The sequence below is a fragment of the Youngiibacter fragilis 232.1 genome (genome assembly GCF_000495435.3).
Lineage (GTDB): Bacteria > Bacillota > Clostridia > Clostridiales > Clostridiaceae > Youngiibacter > Youngiibacter fragilis.
Genome location: NZ_AXUN02000212.1, coordinates 1 through 17,951, shown reverse-complemented (window position 1 = coordinate 17,951; position 17,951 = coordinate 1). Strand labels below are relative to the sequence as shown.

Below are 17,951 nucleotides of genomic sequence, written 5' to 3'. Positions count from 1 at the left end.
ATACTACATATAGTTACAAGCAAGCTGTAAACACACTACATATTGATTTACATTATGAACAAACAGTAAACCTGACAACGTCTGATGACGCTTTGTTCAAAGAGGAGATAAACAGTTGATAAAAGCTTTGGGAGAAAAGGTCCCTCAGGTCAATGAAGATTCGTTTGTTGCTGAGAATGCGATGATAATCGGCGATGTCACGCTTGGCAGAGGAGCCTCGGTCTGGTACGGGTCCGTACTGAGAGGGGACACAGGTCCCATATCAATAGGTGACATGACAAACATCCAGGACCTGACACTAGTCCATGTAAGCATGGGAGGACTGACAACTATCGGGAGAAACGTATCCATCGGTCACAGGTGCACTATACACGGCTGCACCATAATGGATGACACTCTTGTGGGAATGGATTCAACAATACTGGACAAGGCAGTGATAGGAAGGTTCTGCATCATCGGTGCGGGAAGCCTGGTTACGAAGGGGACAGTGGTACCTGATAAGGAGGTATGGGTCGGCAGGCCCGCAAGATTCCTCAGAAAATGTGAAGACAAGGATATCGAATATATACTGCATGCGGCGGAACATTACAAAGAGTTTACCGCAATGCACAAGGGAGACGCAAAATGATAAGATTCGGAGATTACAATGAACTGGCCGTCAAAAGGACGGCGTCCTTCGGCCTCTACCTCGATGCAGGGACCGGAAACTCATCAGACGACATCCTGCTGCCTACAGGAAGCATAACCGGCGACAAACCTCAGATAGGAGACATTGTCACTGTCTTCATCTATAAGGACTCCAAGGACAGGCTCATAGCGACAATGAAGAAGCCGCTGGCGAAGGTCAACGAGCTGGCATACCTCAGGGTCAGCGGAGTTTCAGAATTCGGAGCATTCGTGGATTTCGGACTTGAGAGGGACATTCTCGTGCCTAAGAGAGAACAGAAGTATCCGATGCTTAAGGAAAGCAGTTATCTCGTATTCCTTTATGAGGACAAGACAGGAAGGCTCGCTGCAAGCACCGAGGTTGACAGGTACCTTGAAAATGCTGAAGAGGGAACCTACAAGATGGGTGACGAGGTGAGGGGAGTGGTCTACGGGAAGCAGACAAACGACTCGCTTATGGTAGCTCTCGACAACAGGTACAGGGCGGTAGTCCTGAAGACAGAGTACTTCACCAGGATACTTCCGGGAGAAATAGTGGAGGGCACGGTCAAGAAGATATACGAGGACGGAAGGATAGGCTTCACACCTAGGAAGAAGATGGTTGAGGCTAAGGAAGAGCTTTCCGATAAGATAATGTCGTACTTGAAGTTTCATGGCGGCTCAATGCCCTATAACGACAAGTCGACACCTGAAGAGATAAGCTCTGCATTTGCAAGCAGCAAGAACTACTTCAAGATCGCACTCGGCAATCTCATGAAGAAGGGGCTTATTGAGCAGGACGAAAAGGGAACACATCTGAAGGAGAAATAACATGGATTTTGTATTCGAAAAGACCCCCGACAGGGAGGCAAGGCTGAAGACCGCCAGGCTGTTCGTGAAGAGCCAGCTTGGAAAGGAGAAGGACCTTGTGGCAAACCTCTCAAACATAAGCGCAATACTCATGGAATCAATGGATGACCTCAACTGGGCAGGCTTCTACCTTATGAAGGAAGGGGAGCTGGTGCTCGGACCCTTCCAGGGCAAGCCAGCCTGCGTCAGGATAAAGCCAGGCGAAGGCGTATGCGGTACCGCTGCTGCAGCGGGGAAACCGATGCTGGTGGATGATGTCCACGCGATCGAGAACCATATAGCCTGCGATTCTGCGTCCAGGTCTGAGCTTGTAGTGCCGATATTTTTCAGCGGAGAGGTCTTCGGGGTCATTGACCTTGACAGCCCAAGCCTTGCAAGGTTCACTGAGCTGGAGATGGGATATGTCGTGGAAATAGCTGAGCTCATTGGTAATTCACTTTAACAGGTTCAATTGACGGGTTAAAGTTGTCTCAAGTTGGTTTAATACATTATTTTCAATGGTTCTGATGAGAAATGGGCAGCCGCCGGATGATCCGGCAGCTGCCCATTTCATTTGCATAATATTATTTTGATCTGCTTTGCATTTCAGCTTCTAGTCGTCGTCAGCTCCGCCCATTCGTCTGAACAGCTTTATAAGCTCATTGACTATAAGCGGTATTATCGACAGGCAGACTACGAGCACCCAATCTCCGAACGGCAGGTTATGCACCTTGAATGCAGCTGCAAGCGGAGGTATCGATATGACTCCGAGCTGCAGGAGGATTCCCACGAATATCGACAATATGAGATATTTGTTTGTGAAAAGTCCTACCTGAAGTATCGATTTTGTTGCGCTCCTCATGCTGAGGGCATAGAAAAGCTGGGTAGTTGAAAGCACTACGAAAGCCATCGTCCTTGCATACATCAGGACATCGTCGGATGCTGTTGCGGAATCCCATATGGAGACCCCTCGCTCCTTCAGTCCGAAATAGAATGCGAACAGGGTAAGTGAACCTATGAGTATACCTCCTATGAGAGCCCTCACCGCCGCTCCGCCTGCGAAGAAGCTCTCCTTAGGGTCTCTCGGCTTCTTGAGCATCACGTCATGGTCTCCTGGATCCACACCAAGCGAGATAGCAGGAAGGGTATCAGTAACAAGGTTTACCCAGAGTATCTGGGTAGGAAGCAGAGGTATCGCGAATGAGAACAGGACTGACATGAATATGGCGACAATCTCTCCAAGGTTGCAGGAGAGGAGGAATATGACCGCCTTCTTGATGTTGTTGTATATGTTCCTGCCTTCCTCTATCGCTGAAACTATCGTTGTGAAGTTGTCGTCAGTAAGGATCATGTCGGCTGCGCCCTTTGAGACATCAGTTCCTGTGATTCCCATGGCAACTCCGATGTCCGCATGCTTCAGTGATGGTGCGTCGTTAACTCCGTCACCAGTCATGGAGACTATGTTCCCATGAGCCTTGTATGCCTTGACTATCTTCACCTTGTGCTCAGGGGAGACCCTTGCGAATACCCTGTAGTTGTTTATGCTTTCAGCGAAAGCCTTATCATCTAGCTCGTCGATTTCTGCTCCTGTGAGCGCCTCGTCAAGCTTCTCGGCAATTCCCAGTTCCTTTGCTATGGCGACTGCAGTGTTCTTGTGGTCGCCTGTGATCATTATGCTTGTTATTCCGGCACCCTTAGCAGCAGCTATGGAATCCTTGACCTCAAGCCTTGGAGGGTCGATCATTCCTACGAAACCAAGGACCGTAAGTCCTGCTTCCATCTCTTCAGGCCCGATAAGGCTGTCCACGTCCTTGTATGCCACTCCAAGTACCCTGAGAGCCTGGTTTGACATGCTCTCGCTTTCCTTGAGTATCTGGTACTTCATCTCATCTGTCAGGGTCATTACCTTTCCTTCAACGAGGATGTTCCTGGAGATCTTGAGTATGTTGTCTATTGCACCCTTCGTATGTACCCTGTAGCCTGTCCCTTCCTTGTTGAGGGTAGACATAAGCTTTCTGTCTGAATCAAATGGCTTCTCATTTACTCTCGCGAACTCACTGTTCAGGCCGTCCTTGAACATCCTGTGCCTGTTTCCGAGCACTATCAGCGCAACTTCAGTAGGGTCTCCAGTCGATTCGTTTCCGTTGCTGGTTGCATCGGAGCAGAGCACAAATGACTTTATCAGCTGTTCAGCATCCTTCCCAGCCGTAAGGTCATCTCCCTCCCTGTCCAGGTTCACCAGATTATCAAGGGTATAGTACTTTACGACAGTCATCTTGTTCTGGGTAAGGGTACCAGTCTTGTCCGAGCAGATTATGTTTACCGAGCCTAAAGTCTCTACTGCCGGCAGCTTCCTGACTATCGCGTTTATCTTTGACATCCTGGTTACGCCCAGTGCAAGCACGATTGCGACTATTGCAGGGAGCCCTTCAGGTATTGCAGCGACAGCAAGGCTTATAGCTGTAAGGAACATGTCAAGGACTGGCCTCTTCTGGACTATCCCAACCAGGAACATTATCGCGGTTATTCCAAGCGCAAGCTTTCCGAGTGTCTTTCCAAGCTCATCAAGCCTTACCTGGAGAGGAGTCATGCTTTCCTCGTCCTCGTTAAGGCTCTTCGCGATGCTTCCTATTATCGTGTTCATTCCGGTATTGACTACTACGCCTTCACCTCTTCCATAGGTAGCTAGCGTTGACATGAAGGCCATGTTGTTCTGGTCTCCAAGGGGAACTGATTCTCCCGCGAGGACCTTTGACGCATCCTTGTCGGTTGGTACTGATTCTCCTGTAAGCGCCGATTCCTCAATCTGCAGGTTCTTGCTTGTTATGAGCCTTAAGTCTGCAGGTACGTATCTTCCAGCATCAAGAAGCACTATATCTCCAGGCACAAGTTCGGTTGAATTCACCTCGACCTCCTTGCCGTTCCTCCTTACGATGGACCGGGGTGTCGTAAGCTTCTTGAGTGCCTCGATTGCCTTCTCAGCCTTCGCTTCCTGAACTACCCCTATTACGGCGTTGAGGACGACGACTGCGAGTATGATGATCGCATCTGCATACTCATGGACGAGCACTGTAACTGCCGCAGCAGCAAGCAGCACGTAGATGAGCGCATCCTGGAGCTGACCGAAAAACAATGAGATCAGCGACTTCTTCTTCTTTCCTTCCAGTCTGTTCGGACCGTACTTCTCCTGTCTCTCGGAAACTTCTGAATCCGACAACCCGAGGGCTGCATTGGTCTGAAGCTCGTTAAGAGCATCTTCATGTGATTTTGAATACCACAAATTGATTCACCTCTCAATAATATTTAGACAATAACTAAATCAGTTTACCAAATCCAAGGGATTAATTCCACAAAAACCGTCAGACGACCTGCCTGTCAATCCTCATCAAGTTCCCTGATGAAGGTCTCAAAGGATGCATCAGATGGCATCCTGAGGTCTCCTCTCGGAGAGAGCGCTATGGTTCCAACCTTCGGGCCGTCAGGCATGGCTGACCTCTTGAACTGCTGGGTGAAGAACCTTCTCAGGAAGAATCTCAGCCATTTCCTTATCTCATCTCTTCCATAGGTGCCGCTGAAGGCATGCTCAGCCATGAACAGGATCTTGTCGACCGTCGCTCCGTACCTCATGAGATGATACAGGAAGAAATCATGGAGCTCGTAGGGTCCTATGATATCCTCGGTCTTCTGAGACATCTCGCCGTTTTCGCTCTTTGGAAGCAGCTCGGGACTGACCGGAGTATCAAGTATATCGAGTAGTATTTCTGATATCCTTCCAGAGAATTCATATTCTGCCGCATACCTTACGAGGTATCTCACAAGGGTCTTGGGAATTGAAGAATTTACACCATACATGGACATCTGGTCACCGTTGTAGGTGCACCAGCCCATGGCGAGCTCAGACAGGTCCCCTGTCCCCACGAGGATCCCGTACTCCTTGTTGGAGATGTCCATGAGTATCTGCGTCCTCTCCCTGGCCTGCACGTTCTCATAGGTGACATCATGGACAGCCGGGTCATGGCCGATATCCCTGAAATGCATGAGGCAGGCTTCCTTTATGTCGATTTCCCTGAAGGTAGTGCCCAGCTCCCTGCAAAGCTCAACCGCATTCTGATAAGTCCTGTCGCTGGTACCGAAGCCCGGCATGGTTATCGTAATGATGTCAGACAACGGCTTCCCCATGACCTTCATTGCCTTAACCATGACAAGCAGGGCAAGGGTCGAATCCAATCCACCTGAAATTCCAACTACAGCCTTCCTTGCACCGGTGTGGACAAGCCTCTTGACGAGCCCGTGGCTCTGGATGGCCAGTATCTCCTCACATCTTATCCTCTTTTCTTCTTCATTCCTTGGAACGAAGGGATGGGGGTCAATGAATCTGTCAAACCCAACGGGGATGGACGTCATTTGGGTGAACTTAACCCGTTCGGCAATGAAGGTTTCAGGGATCTCAGCCTCCCTGAAGCTTGAGTTCTTGATCCTTTCACCTCTGATCCTTGAAAGGTCGACATAGGCTGATATGGTCTCCGAGCCGATATTGAACCTTTCATTCTCAGCTAGTATGGTCCCGTATTCAGAAACAATCAGATGTCCGCCGAAAACCACATCAGTAGTGGATTCCTCGACACCACAGGAGCTGTATACATACGCTCCTATGTTCTTCGACCCCTGCATCCTGACAAGGTCTTTCCTGTAAGCGCTTTTTCCTACAAGCTCATTGGATGCCGACAGGTTAAGCATTATCTCAGCTCCCTGAAGCGACAGGTATGAGGAAGGGGATATGGGTGCAAACAGGTCCTCGCAGACCTCAACCCCGAAAGTATAGTCACCGCTGTCGAAGACAAGGCTGCCAAATGGAATTCCCTTCTGGAAGGGCAGGTCGATATGCCTTGTCATTGAATCCCTTGCGCCGGCGAACCATCTGGACTCATAGAATTCCGAATAGTTGGGTATGCTCCTCTTAGGTACGATTCCAAGGACCCTGCCTCCCTTCAGGACTGCAGCGCAGTTGAAAAGGCGTCCTTGAACGCTGAGAGGAAGTCCCACAGCTATCGCGATCTCCTTAAATCTAAGCTCAGAGGCCAGAACCTCAAGCCCTGTGATTGACTTATGAAGCAGGTCTCCTGTAAGAAACAGGTCTGCAGACGTATATCCAGTGATGCACAGCTCTGGGAACACAGCAAGCCTGACGCCTTCTGACTCCATGCTCTGAATGAGATCCAGCATCTCCCTCAGGTTATAGTCGATATCAGCTACCTTCAGCGAAGGCTTGGCAGCAGCCACCTTCAAATAATCCATATGCTCAACTCCCGATAAAAATCTATTAGTTCACACTACCCCTTCATTATATCATCACTATCGCCATTCTAGCCAAAAACATTGGTTTTGCCTGGCCACACAAAATACTGCCTCAGATCCAAAACAGACCAGCCAGGTTTCACTTTGTTAACACCGGCAAAACGAAATCTTCACCTTTTAGTATTACCATGGATACGGATACTTCTTTCATCGGTCAGGGAATCAAAGGATATGGTGCCTGAACCAGTGGCATAGCTCTCCTTCATGCCCTGCCTGTTACCTTACAGGGATATGTTCAGGTGTAGTGACTGCACTGTTAAAATGATGCAGCAGATTTTTTCATTTTTCCGATACTCGCTGCAAATTTCCGGTTATCGTTCGTCTATACACGAACGATAGATAGCAAAACACAACTAAACATTGACTTTGTTCATAGTTTTGTTAATATTTAAGAGAAGAATGTTCGCTGGAGGTTCTTATGGATCAAAATATTTATGTTGAAAAGAAAGAAGGCTACCGGAACGAAGCTGAGGGACTCAAGAGGGAGATCCGCGAGATGCTCGGCATTGAGACAGCAGTCAGGATAATCAATATCTACACGGTATATGGTCTTGATGAGAAGGAAATAGCTGAGGCCAAGGCCAAGATATTTTCCGAGCCATCCATTGATACGGTATACGAAGACAGCTCATTCATTTATGGTCTGGACCATTTTGTGCTTGAGCCGCTGCCAGGGCAGTTCGATGCAAGGGCTAAGGCTTCTGAGGAATGCATACAGCTGCTTCTAGGAAATTTCACGGCAAGGGTAAGCTGCAAGAAACTTTATGGCTTCACCGGAATAAATGCCAGGGATATCAAGAAAGTCAGGGACTATGTCCTAAATCCTGTTGAAATGAGAGAAGGAAGCATAAGGGTTGAGCCTTTACATGGAGAAACGCCAGTGAGGCAGGTCGAGACGGTTAAAGGCTTCAGATACTTCAACCAGAAGGAACTCATGGATTTCCTCAAGAAGTACTCCCTTGCCATGACCTACGACGACCTGCACCTTATACAGGATTACTTCATGGATGAGAAGAGAGACCCCTCTATAACTGAAATAAAGGTTTTCGATACCTACTGGTCGGATCACTGCAGGCACACCACATTCAACACCGTAATAAGGGATGTGGAATTCCTTTCAAATTCCGATATGGAGAAGGCTGCATACGAGAGGTATGTGGAGCTGAGGAAGTCCTTGAGGCGCGAAAACAAGCCTGTGACACTCATGGATATAGCGACGATAGGCGCAAGGTATCTAAAGGCAAGGGGGCTGGTTAAGGACCTTGACGTTTCTGAGGAGATCAACGCCTGCAGCATAGAGCGCGAGATCGATACAAGCTCAGGCAAAAAAAACGTGCTCATCATGTTCAAGAACGAGACCCACAACCATCCGACTGAAATAGAGCCCTTCGGAGGAGCTGCCACATGCCTTGGAGGAGCCATAAGGGATCCCTTGAGCGGCAGAAGCTACGTATACCAGGGAATGAGGATCACAGGATCAGGAGACCCGAGGAAGCCATTGAAGGACACTCTTCCCGGCAAGCTTCCGCAGAGGGTAATAACCAAGGGTGCCGCAAGGGGTTTCAGCTCCTATGGAAACCAGATCGGACTTAATACCGGCTTCGTTGAGGAAGTTTACCATGACGGATATGTCGCGAAGAGGATGGAAGTCGGTGCAGTAATCGGCAGCGCACTTAAGGAAAACGTGGTCCGTGAGACTCCTATGCCTGGCGATGTCGTCATCCTCATCGGCGGCAGGACTGGCAGAGACGGAATCGGAGGAGCCACCGGCTCATCGAAGATTCACTCAGACTCGTCACTGCAGGAATCCGGATCGGAGGTCCAGAAGGGTAATCCCGTTGAGGAGAGGAAGATCCAGAGGTTCTTCAGGAATGAGGAAGCTGCAGGGCTGATCGTGAGGTGCAATGATTTCGGCGCCGGAGGAGTAAGCGTCGCCATCGGAGAGCTTGCCGACTCCCTTGACATTTACCTCGACAGGGTCCCCAAGAAGTACCAGGGACTCGACCCCACTGAAATCGCCATATCCGAATCCCAGGAAAGAATGGCTGTCGTATCAAGGAAGGGCGATGCCCAAAGGTTCATGGAACTGGCATCAGAGGAGAACCTGGAGTCTACCGTAGTGGCTGAAATAACGGATTCCGGAAGGCTCAGGATGATCCATGGGAAAGACATCGTCGTGGACATCAGGAGGAGGTTCCTGAACACCAATGGTGCCAGCGCGTACACATCGGTTGCCGTAGACAAGCCCTCATCCTTGAAGAAGAGGAAGCAGCCATCAAGCAGGACTTCAATGGAAGCTGCGCTCAAGGACCTTAAGTCAGCATCGCAGAAAGGCCTTCTTGAGATGTTCGATACGACAATAGGCAGAAGCCAGGTTGTGCTTCCCTATGGCGGAACCAATCAGGATACCAAGAGCCAGGGAATGGTTTCGCTGATACCGCTCAAGGGTATGGTCACTGATGTGGCAACTGTCATGACCTACGGCTTCGACCCTGATGAAAGCTCGGAGGATACCTTCACCGGAGCATACAGGGCTGTCGTTGAATCATTGGCGAAGATGGTGACACTAGGTGCCTCACACAAGGATGCAAGGCTTTCGTTCCAGGAGTACTTCGAAAGGCTCGGAACAGACAGCAAAAAATGGGGAAAGCCATTTTCAAGCCTGCTCGGGGCACTTTCAGCGCAGCTTGACTTCAAGGTCCCGGCAATAGGCGGAAAGGACTCCATGTCAGGTACGTTCAACGACATAAGCGTACCTCCTACGCTCATATCCTTTGCAGTCAACACAGTGAATGTACACAAGGTCATAACCAACGACCTGAAGGCTGAAGACAGCATCCTGGCGGTCCTGAGGACAGCTGAGAAGGACGGCCTGTATTCAAGCGAGTCATTCAACCTGAACGCTGAGCTCATTTTCGACCTCAGGGACAAGAACCTGCTGCTTTCGGCGGACACCCTAAAGAGAGGTCTCTTCAGGACCCTTACCAACATGGCGCTCGGGAACAGGACAGGATTCAAGGTCACAGACAGCAGGGACCTTTTCCTGAAGGATCCCGGAAGTTTCGTGATACAGGTCAAAAAGGAAGCTCAGACACTCCTTGCCGGAAGCGGGGCTGTCATCATAGGAACTGCCGCCAATGGAAATGAAGCGGTATTCGGAGAAGAATCATTCACATTTGATGATATCAAGGCAGCCGTCGACGAACCTCTCAGGAAGGTATTCAGCCTGGGCGAGAGGAGCGGAGACAAGCTCTCAAGGATGCTGTCAGAGAAGACGGCTCCTGCTTTAGCACTGAAGGTTCCTCAGCCAAGGGTCCTCATACCTGTATTCCCGGGCTCAAACTGCGAATACGACCTGGAGCAGTCTTTCACCGAAGCCGGTGGAAAAGTATCGATATTCGTCTTCAGGAACAGCGAGAAGGACCTGATGGAATCCATAAGGAACCTTGCGAAGGCTGTCAGGGAGACCAACATACTGATGATTCCAGGTGGATTCTCTGCAGGCGATGAGCCTGAAGGTTCAGGAAAATATATTGCGAACATCCTCAGGAATCCGGAGGTCAAAGACGAGGTCATGAACCTCATCAGGAAGAGGGACGGCCTCATACTAGGCATATGCAACGGATTCCAGGGTCTCGTCAAGTCAGGGCTGCTTCCTTATGGTGAGATAATCGAACCGAAGGATGACATGCCTAACCTTACTTACAACACCACAGGAAAGCACATGAGCCTTATGTCGAGGACAATGGTCGTTTCCAGGAACACCCCATGGCTTTCAGGAGCAGTTCTCGGTCAGGTATATGACGTGCCCATATCCCATGGCGAAGGCAGGTTCGTTGCGGATGAGAAGATCCTTTCGGAACTCATGAAGAACGGACAGATTGCCACCCGGTATGTGGGTCCTGATGGAATGCCGACCATGGAGGCTCCATACAATCCCAACGGATCCATGATGGCAGTCGAGGGTATAACCTCACCTGACGGAAGGGTCTTCGGTAAGATGGGACACACCGAGAGGTACAGGCCTGGACTTTACAAGAACTACAAGGGAACATACCTCGAAAACATGTTCAAATCAGGAGTGGACTATTTCAAATAACATAGATATAAGGAGTGAAACGAATGAAGGTTCTGATCATATTCGGAAGCCAGTCGGACAAGGACACAATGAAGAACGCCAAGCTGGCACTTGATGAATTCGGCATTGCCAGCGAATCCTATGTACTCTCTGCCCACAGGGTTCCTGAAAGACTTGAGGCGATCCTTGAGGAGAAGGAAAATGAAGGCTTTGAGGTCGTCATAGCGGGAGCAGGGCTTGCAGCCCACCTGCCTGGAGTCATAGCATCAAAGACCATACTGCCGGTAATAGGAGTTCCACTGAAGGGCGCGCTGGAGGGGCTTGACGCACTCTATTCCATAGTGCAGATGCCTAAGCCAATACCGGTTGCCACAGTCGGGATCGGAAACGCATACAACGCCGGCATACTTGCGGCTGAAATGCTTGCTATCAAGTACCCCGAGATAAGGAACAGGCTCATCGCTTTCAGGAAGGACATGAAAGAGAAGTTTTTGGAAGAAAATTCAGTGGAGGTAATATATTAATGGGAAAGATGCTATACGAAGGAAAGGCTAAGCAGATCTTTGAGACAGAGAAGGATGACGAGGTCATAGTATACTACAAGGACGATGCTACTGCATTCAACGGCGGGAAGAAGGGTACCATCGAGGACAAGGGCGTCCTCAACAACCGCATCACAGAGGCCCTTTTCACATATCTCTCTGAAAACGGCATAAAGACCCACTATATCAAGACCCTATCAGACAGGGAGCAGCTTGTGAAGAAGGTTTCGATCATTCCGCTTGAAGTCATAGTCAGGAACCTGGCAGCAGGCTCAATGGCAAAAAGGCTTGGAATAAAGGAAGGCACTCCACTTAAGACTACAATCTTCGAGATATGCCTGAAGGACGATTCGCTTGGGGACCCCATGATAAACGACACCCATGCGGTCGGAATCGGTGCTGCCACATTCGAGGAGCTCAGGGAGATCTATGCCATGACTGACAAGATAAATGATCTTCTCAAGGCTTATTTTGACAAAATCGGCATCATACTTGTGGACTTCAAGCTTGAGTTCGGCAAGGACAAGGATGGCAACATACTTCTTGCTGATGAGATAAGCCCGGATACCTGCAGATTCTGGGACAAGGTGACTCTTGAGAAGCTTGACAAGGACAGGTTCAGGCGCGATCTCGGCAACGTAAAGGGTGCCTACGAAGAGATCATGGGAAGGATGAAAAAGATATAATGATGTTCATTAACGATGACAAGTTCAAGGAAGAATGCGGTGTCTTCGGCATCAGCTCCAAGGGAAAGAATGCCGCATACGCAGTATTTGACGGCCTGTATGCGCTGCAGCACAGGGGCCAGGAGAGCGCTGGCATAGCCTCGGTATTCAACAGCGAGATAATCGTCAGGAAGAAGATGGGACTTGTTGCAGAAGCCATTGACAAGTGCGACCTTGAGGACCTTAAGGGCGATATAGCCATAGGACATGTAAGGTATTCGACACAGGGAGATTCCAATGTCATCAATGCCCAGCCGCTCACTTCAAAGTCCAAGCACGGCTCCATGGCAGTTGCCCACAACGGAACCCTTGTCAACGCTGATGTCATCAGGAGCCTTCTCGAGGATGGCGGTTCCGTGTTTACAACCGAAACTGATTCCGAAGTCATTTTGAACCTGATCACAAGGGCACTGCCAAAGGGTCCTGAAAAGGCCATAATGGATACCGTCAAGACAGTGAAGGGAAGCTTTGCCCTCGTCATAGCATACAGGAACAAGCTCATAGGCATCAGGGACCCGCACGGTATCAGGCCTCTCTGCATAGGAACTAAGAACGGCGACTATATCCTGGCGTCTGAAAGCTGCGCCATCGATACAGTAGGCGGAACGCTCCTCAGGGATGTTGAGCCAGGTGAGATGGTAGTCATCGAAGATGGTGTGCTTACCTCCTATGTGTATTCCGAGAAGACCAAGGGGCAGACCTGCTCTTTCGAGTACATATACTTCGCAAGGCCTGACAGCGTCATAGATGGAATCAGCGTTCACTCACTGAGGGTAAGGACCGGCGAGGAGCTTTTCAAGGAACATCCCATTGAGGCTGATGTGGTCATCGGAGTCCCGGACTCCGGACTTGCTGCTGCAATAGGTTATTCAAGGGCTTCGGGTATACCCTTCGACATCGGGTTCTCAAAGAACAAGTACATAGGCAGAAGCTTCATCGCCCCGTCCCAAGAAGAGAGGGAAAGGGTTGTTTCACTCAAGCTCAATGCCCAGAAGGAAGTCGTAAAGGGAAAGCGCGTGGTCCTTATCGATGATTCGATAGTGAGGGGAACCACCTCAAGGTACCTGGTCGACCTGCTTTACAGGGCTGGCGCCACTGAAGTCCACTTCAGGGTAAGCTCTCCGATGGTAAAGTATCCGTGCTATTTCGGCATAGACACGCCTTACAGGAAGCATCTCATCGCGGCTGTCATGACAAAGGACGAGATCAGGGACCACATAGGCTGCACAAGCCTTGAGTACATTTCAAAGTCAGGGCTCATCAGGTCGCTCGGAAGGGACAGCTTCTGCGCAGGCTGCTTTACTGGTGTATATCCGCTGGGAGCTCCCAGCGAATTCATGGAGGTGTTCAACAATGCTTGATTACAAGGAGTCCGGAGTCGACATCGAAGAAGGCTACCGGTCTGTGGAGAAGATAAAGGCCCATGCGGCAAGGACACTGAACAGCCTGGTGCTGAACAGCATAGGTTCATTTGCCGGGATGATGGAAATCCCAAAGGGATATGAGAACCCTGTGCTTATCACAGGAACTGACGGTGTGGGAACGAAGCTGAAGATTGCGTTCGCCCTGGGCCGCTACGACACCTTTGGAATAGATGCAGTCGCCATGTGCGTAAACGACATCCTATGCCATGGCGCATTTCCCCTGTTTTTCCTTGACTACATAGCATGCGGCAAGCTTGATGCAAAAGTCGCCAGCGACATCGTCTTCGGTGTATCAGAAGGCTGCCTCCAAGGCGGTCTGGCGCTCATCGGAGGAGAAACCGCCGAGATGCCAGGATTCTATGAGGAAGGCGAATACGATATCGCCGGATTTGCAGTAGGAGTGCAGGAGAAATCGAAAATAATCGACGGGTCAAAGATCATCGAGGGTGATGTGCTGATAGGACTCAGGTCATCAGGCTTCCATTCAAACGGCTTCTCGCTTCTTCGGAAGATCTTCACTGACCTTTCTGAACCCTTCGCAGGCGGAACCATCGGAGAATATCTGCTTACACCGACGAGGATCTACAAGGACATCGTCATGAAGTCCATGGAGAGATTCGATATCAAGGGAATGGCACATATCACAGGAGGAGGCCCCATCGAGAACATACCCAGGATATTCAGCGGAAAGACTTTGGATGCCGTATTCCTGAAGGACAGCTACGAGCTGCCGGCAGCATATTCGCTCCTGAAGTCAAAGGGCTATGAGCCTGACACCCTGTACAATACGTTCAACATGGGCATCGGCTATGTATTCTGCGTTGCAGAGGATGACAAGGCTGCTTTCCTTGAGATGCTGAGGTCCGAGGGCGAAGACCCGGTGGAGCTCGGCTATGTAAGGAAAGGCGAGGGGGCCCTATGTATAGAATAGCAGTGCTTATCTCGGGAACAGGAAGTAACCTCAAGTCACTCATCGAGGACTCGAAGGCTGCAGGACTTTACGAGATTGCCATAGTCATTGCGGACAGGAATGCAAAAGGTATAAACCACGCTTCGGAAAACTCGATACCATTCCTCGTCCTTGACAGGAAAGACCCGCTTCTTTCAGACAAGGTCCTTGATGCGGTAAAGGGGACGGACCTTGTGGTACTTGCCGGATTCCTGTCGATCCTTAAAGGACAGATACTGAAGGAATACAAGGACAGGATAATCAACATACACCCTTCACTTCTCCCCCAGTTCGGAGGAGAAGGTATGTACGGACTGAAGGTCCATGAGGCGGTACTGAAAAGTGGAAAGCTGATTTCCGGCTGCACAGTTCACTATGTGAACGAGGATGTCGATGCAGGAAGGCTGATACTCCAGAGCATCGTATCAACTGAAGGGGCAACTACACCCGAGGAGCTGCAGGCAAGGGTTCTGGGAAAAGAGCATGAGACCCTGACTACGGCAGTCAGGATGCTTGCCATGGAAGGTTCAGCCAGGGGCATGAGATAAGGAGGATTTGATGAGAGCACTTATAAGCGTATTTGACAAGACAGGTCTGAGGGAGCTTGCGCTTTTCCTTGAGAAGAACAATGTGGAGATAATCTCATCCGGAGGCACTTACAAGTACCTCCAGGCTGAAGGTATAAAGGTCAGCACGGTAGAGTCTGTCACAGGCTTTCCTGAAATACTTGATGGAAGGGTGAAGACACTTCATCCGGCCATCCACTCCGGCATACTGTATATCAGGGAGAACGAGAGCCATGCAGATCAGGTCAGGGAGCTCGGAATAGAGGGCATAGACATAGTATGCGTCAATCTCTATCCCTTCTTCGACAAGCTTAAGGAGAACCTGCCTGAGGAAGAGCAGATAGAGTTCATCGATATCGGCGGACCGACAATGCTTAGGGCCGCCGCCAAGAATTTCAGGGACGTGTATGTCCTAAGCGACCCGGGTGACTATGAGGCTTTCATCGCAGGCTTCGGCGCCATGGAAGCTGACAGGTACGGAGAAGCTGCGGTATCCTTCAAGAAGAATCTTGCAGGAAAGGTATTCAGCCTCATGGGTGCTTATGACAGCGCCGTTGCCACCTATATCCTTGGCGGTTCGTTCAACGACTACCTGAACCTGTCGTACAGGAAGGTAAGTGACTTGAGATACGGGGAGAACCCACACCAGAAGGCCTCTTATTATGAGTCCCTCACCGGCCCCGGCGCCCTTAAGGACATGGAGATCCTCTGGGGCAAGGAACTGTCCTACAACAACCTCAAGGACATGGACATAGCCTGGAAGTCAGTATGCGAGTTCGATGAGGACGCATGCTGCGCAGTGAAGCACAATACGCCGTGCGGCTTCGCCCTTGGAAACGGCAGCTTCGACGCCTACAGGAAGGCATATGAGTGCGACAAGGTATCCATTTTCGGAGGAATCGTTGCGCTGAACTGCGAAGTTACTTCAGAGGCGGCCGGGTTGATGAACAGCATATTCCTCGAGGTCGTCATGGCTCCGTCCTTCACAGATGAAGCCCTCGAGATACTGAAGAAGAAGAAGAACCTGAGGATCGTGAGGCTTGAGGCAAAGCCATCCCAGAAGACATCTGCCGTTACCCTCGATGGTCTTATCCTTGCGCAGGATGAGGACCTGGACTTTGTCAGGGAAATGAAGGTGGTCACGGAGAAGGCTCCGACGAAGGAAGAGATGGATGAGCTTGTCTTTGCGATGAGAGTCGTAAAATATGTGAAATCCAATGCAATTGTCGTTTCAAGGGACAAGATGGCAGTAGGTATAGGCGGCGGCCAGGTCAACAGGATAGATGCGGCAAAGTTCGCGCTCTCGAGAGGCGAAGGAGCCACTGTAATGGCATCCGATGCATTCTTCCCGTTCGGGGATGTTGTTGAGGAAGCCGGAAAGCATGGCATAAAGGCCATCATCCAGCCAGGAGGGTCGCTAAAGGACCAGGAATCGATAGACAAATGCAACGAGCTTGGAATCTCCATGGTGTTCACATCCATGCGCCATTTCAAGCACTGATGGAGGAGCATATGAAGATACTCATAATAGGGGAAGGTGCCAGAGAGCACGCAATAGCCAAGAAGCTTGCCCAGTCGGACAGGGTGGGCAGGATATTCATTGCCCCGGGAAACGGCGGCACCTCAAGGGAAGAGAAATGCGTGAACCTGCCTGTAACTGATTTCCATGAGCTCAGGGATTTCGCGGAAAAGGAAGGAATCGCCATAACTGTAGTAGGACCTGAGGTTCCGCTCATGGAAGGCATAGTGGACATATTCCATGAAAAGGGGCTAAGGATAATAGGTCCTGACAGGAAGTCCAGCCTACTTGAGGGCTCCAAGGCATTCTCCAAGGAGTTCATGAAGAAGTACGGCATAAAGACAGCTGCATATGAGACCTTCACTGACTTTGGCAAAGCGCTTGAGTATGTCAGAAACCATGAGTATCCGCTTGTCATAAAAGCTGACGGCCTTGCTCAGGGCAAGGGTGTGGAAATTCCATTCACCTATGAGGATGCCAAAAGGATACTTGAAAGCTTCATGCTGGAGGGCAAGTTCAAGGATGCAGGCAAGACTGTAGTCATCGAGGAATTCATAACAGGTAAGGAAGCCTCCATAATCTCCATCTTCGACGGCAAATCCATTCACCCGTTCATATCGGCAATGGACCACAAGAAGATAGGTGAAGGGGAGACCGGGCTGAACACCGGCGGCATGGGTTCGCTTTGCCCTAATCCTTACTACACTGAAACCGTCGATAAGGACTTCAATGAGAACATACTCGAGAAGACCCTCCGTGGGCTCATCGCAGAGAACCTCATCTTCACAGGAGTCATCTTCTTCGGAGTCATAATGAATGAAAAGGGGGCATACCTCCTTGAATACAACCTGAGGTTCGGAGACCCGGAGACCCAGAGCCTCATGGAGCACCTGGACAGCGACCTCCTGACCATATTCGAGAAGGCTCTGGATGGAACTCTCTCAAAAGGTGACATAAGCTTCAAATCTGGCAAGACCCTTTGCGTTGTCCTTGCAGCCAAGGGTTACCCGGAGGTATACGAAAAGAATGTCGAGGTTCCGGACCTCGAGGATGAAGGCGTGTCCTTCTACCTCTATTCATCGGAATACAATGGCGGCAGGTTCATATCAAAGGGCGGCAGATTCCTTTCTGTGGTTTCACACGGAAAAGGTGACGAGGTATTTGAGAGGGTCTACGGGAACATACGGAAGATAGAGAATGAAAAGGTCTGCTACCGAAGGGATATCGGCAGAGTCTGACCAATATCCGTCAATTCCCGATTCGATAGATAATAATATATTTTGGTTAATTGATAAAGTA

The 17,951-nt window shown here is 50.0% G+C and carries 13 protein-coding genes; 11 read left to right on the top strand and 2 right to left on the bottom strand.

Annotated features, from left to right (window positions below; genetic code table 11):
* The first annotated feature begins 115 nt into the window (after positions 1-115).
* Genes T472_RS16260 through T472_RS16250 form a run of 3 tightly spaced genes read left to right on the top strand, consistent with a single transcriptional unit; the run spans position 116 to position 1,957 of the window.
* The gene (locus T472_RS16260) at positions 116-628 is read left to right on the top strand and encodes a gamma carbonic anhydrase family protein (RefSeq protein ID WP_023388735.1); all 513 of its coding nucleotides are present in this window, start codon (positions 116-118) and stop codon (positions 626-628) included.
* A complete protein-coding gene (locus T472_RS16255) occupies positions 625-1,476 on the top strand; it encodes a CvfB family protein (protein ID WP_023388734.1) in 852 nt (283 codons plus the stop codon). The genes T472_RS16260 and T472_RS16255 overlap by 4 nt, the downstream gene beginning before the upstream one ends.
* A gap of 1 nt (position 1,477) precedes the next feature.
* The gene (locus tag T472_RS16250; RefSeq protein ID WP_023388733.1) at positions 1,478-1,957 is read left to right on the top strand and encodes a free L-methionine (R)-S-oxide reductase MsrC; all 480 of its coding nucleotides are present in this window, start codon (positions 1,478-1,480) and stop codon (positions 1,955-1,957) included.
* Positions 1,958-2,107: 150 nt separating this feature from the next.
* Here T472_RS16250 and T472_RS16245 read toward each other — a convergent pair whose 3' ends face one another.
* Positions 2,108-4,774: a cation-translocating P-type ATPase gene (locus T472_RS16245; protein ID WP_023388732.1), complete on the bottom strand. Its 2,667-nt coding sequence runs from the start codon at positions 4,772-4,774 to the stop codon at positions 2,108-2,110.
* Positions 4,775-4,869: 95 nt separating this feature from the next.
* Positions 4,870-6,789, bottom strand: coding sequence for an NAD(+) synthase (locus T472_RS16240; protein WP_023388731.1), 1,920 nt, complete (start codon positions 6,787-6,789; stop codon positions 4,870-4,872).
* 478 nt (positions 6,790-7,267) lie between these two features.
* Between T472_RS16240 and T472_RS16235 the strand changes: the two genes are divergently transcribed.
* From T472_RS16235 to purD, 8 genes are read left to right on the top strand one after another with little or no spacing between them, the layout of a single operon-like run.
* Positions 7,268-10,948, top strand: coding sequence for a phosphoribosylformylglycinamidine synthase (locus T472_RS16235; protein WP_040907979.1), 3,681 nt, complete (start codon positions 7,268-7,270; stop codon positions 10,946-10,948).
* Positions 10,949-10,971: 23 nt separating this feature from the next.
* Entirely contained in the window at positions 10,972-11,451 is a 480-nt protein-coding gene (gene purE, locus T472_RS16230) for a 5-(carboxyamino)imidazole ribonucleotide mutase (protein ID WP_023388730.1), read from the top strand.
* Positions 11,451-12,155 carry a phosphoribosylaminoimidazolesuccinocarboxamide synthase gene (purC, locus tag T472_RS16225; RefSeq protein ID WP_023388729.1) on the top strand — a complete coding sequence of 235 codons (705 nt, stop codon included), beginning with the start codon at positions 11,451-11,453 and terminating at the stop codon, positions 12,153-12,155. The genes purE and purC overlap by 1 nt, the downstream gene beginning before the upstream one ends.
* Before the next feature lie 2 nt (positions 12,156-12,157).
* Complete coding sequence (purF, locus tag T472_RS16220; RefSeq protein WP_052011842.1) at positions 12,158-13,555, top strand: amidophosphoribosyltransferase; 1,398 nt, start codon at positions 12,158-12,160, stop codon at positions 13,553-13,555.
* A complete protein-coding gene (purM, locus tag T472_RS16215; RefSeq protein WP_023388727.1) occupies positions 13,548-14,549 on the top strand; it encodes a phosphoribosylformylglycinamidine cyclo-ligase in 1,002 nt (333 codons plus the stop codon). The genes purF and purM overlap by 8 nt, the downstream gene beginning before the upstream one ends.
* Complete coding sequence (purN, locus tag T472_RS16210) at positions 14,537-15,115, top strand: phosphoribosylglycinamide formyltransferase (protein WP_023388726.1); 579 nt, start codon at positions 14,537-14,539, stop codon at positions 15,113-15,115. Before purM ends, purN begins: the two co-directional genes overlap by 13 nt.
* Positions 15,116-15,125: 10 nt before the next feature.
* Positions 15,126-16,634, top strand: a complete 1,509-nt coding sequence (gene purH / locus T472_RS16205; RefSeq protein ID WP_023388725.1) for a bifunctional phosphoribosylaminoimidazolecarboxamide formyltransferase/IMP cyclohydrolase — start codon at positions 15,126-15,128, stop codon at positions 16,632-16,634.
* An 11-nt stretch (positions 16,635-16,645) separates the two neighbouring features.
* Positions 16,646-17,890 carry a phosphoribosylamine--glycine ligase gene (purD, locus tag T472_RS16200; RefSeq protein ID WP_040907978.1) on the top strand — a complete coding sequence of 415 codons (1,245 nt, stop codon included), beginning with the start codon at positions 16,646-16,648 and terminating at the stop codon, positions 17,888-17,890.
* Positions 17,891-17,951 lie beyond the last annotated feature (61 nt).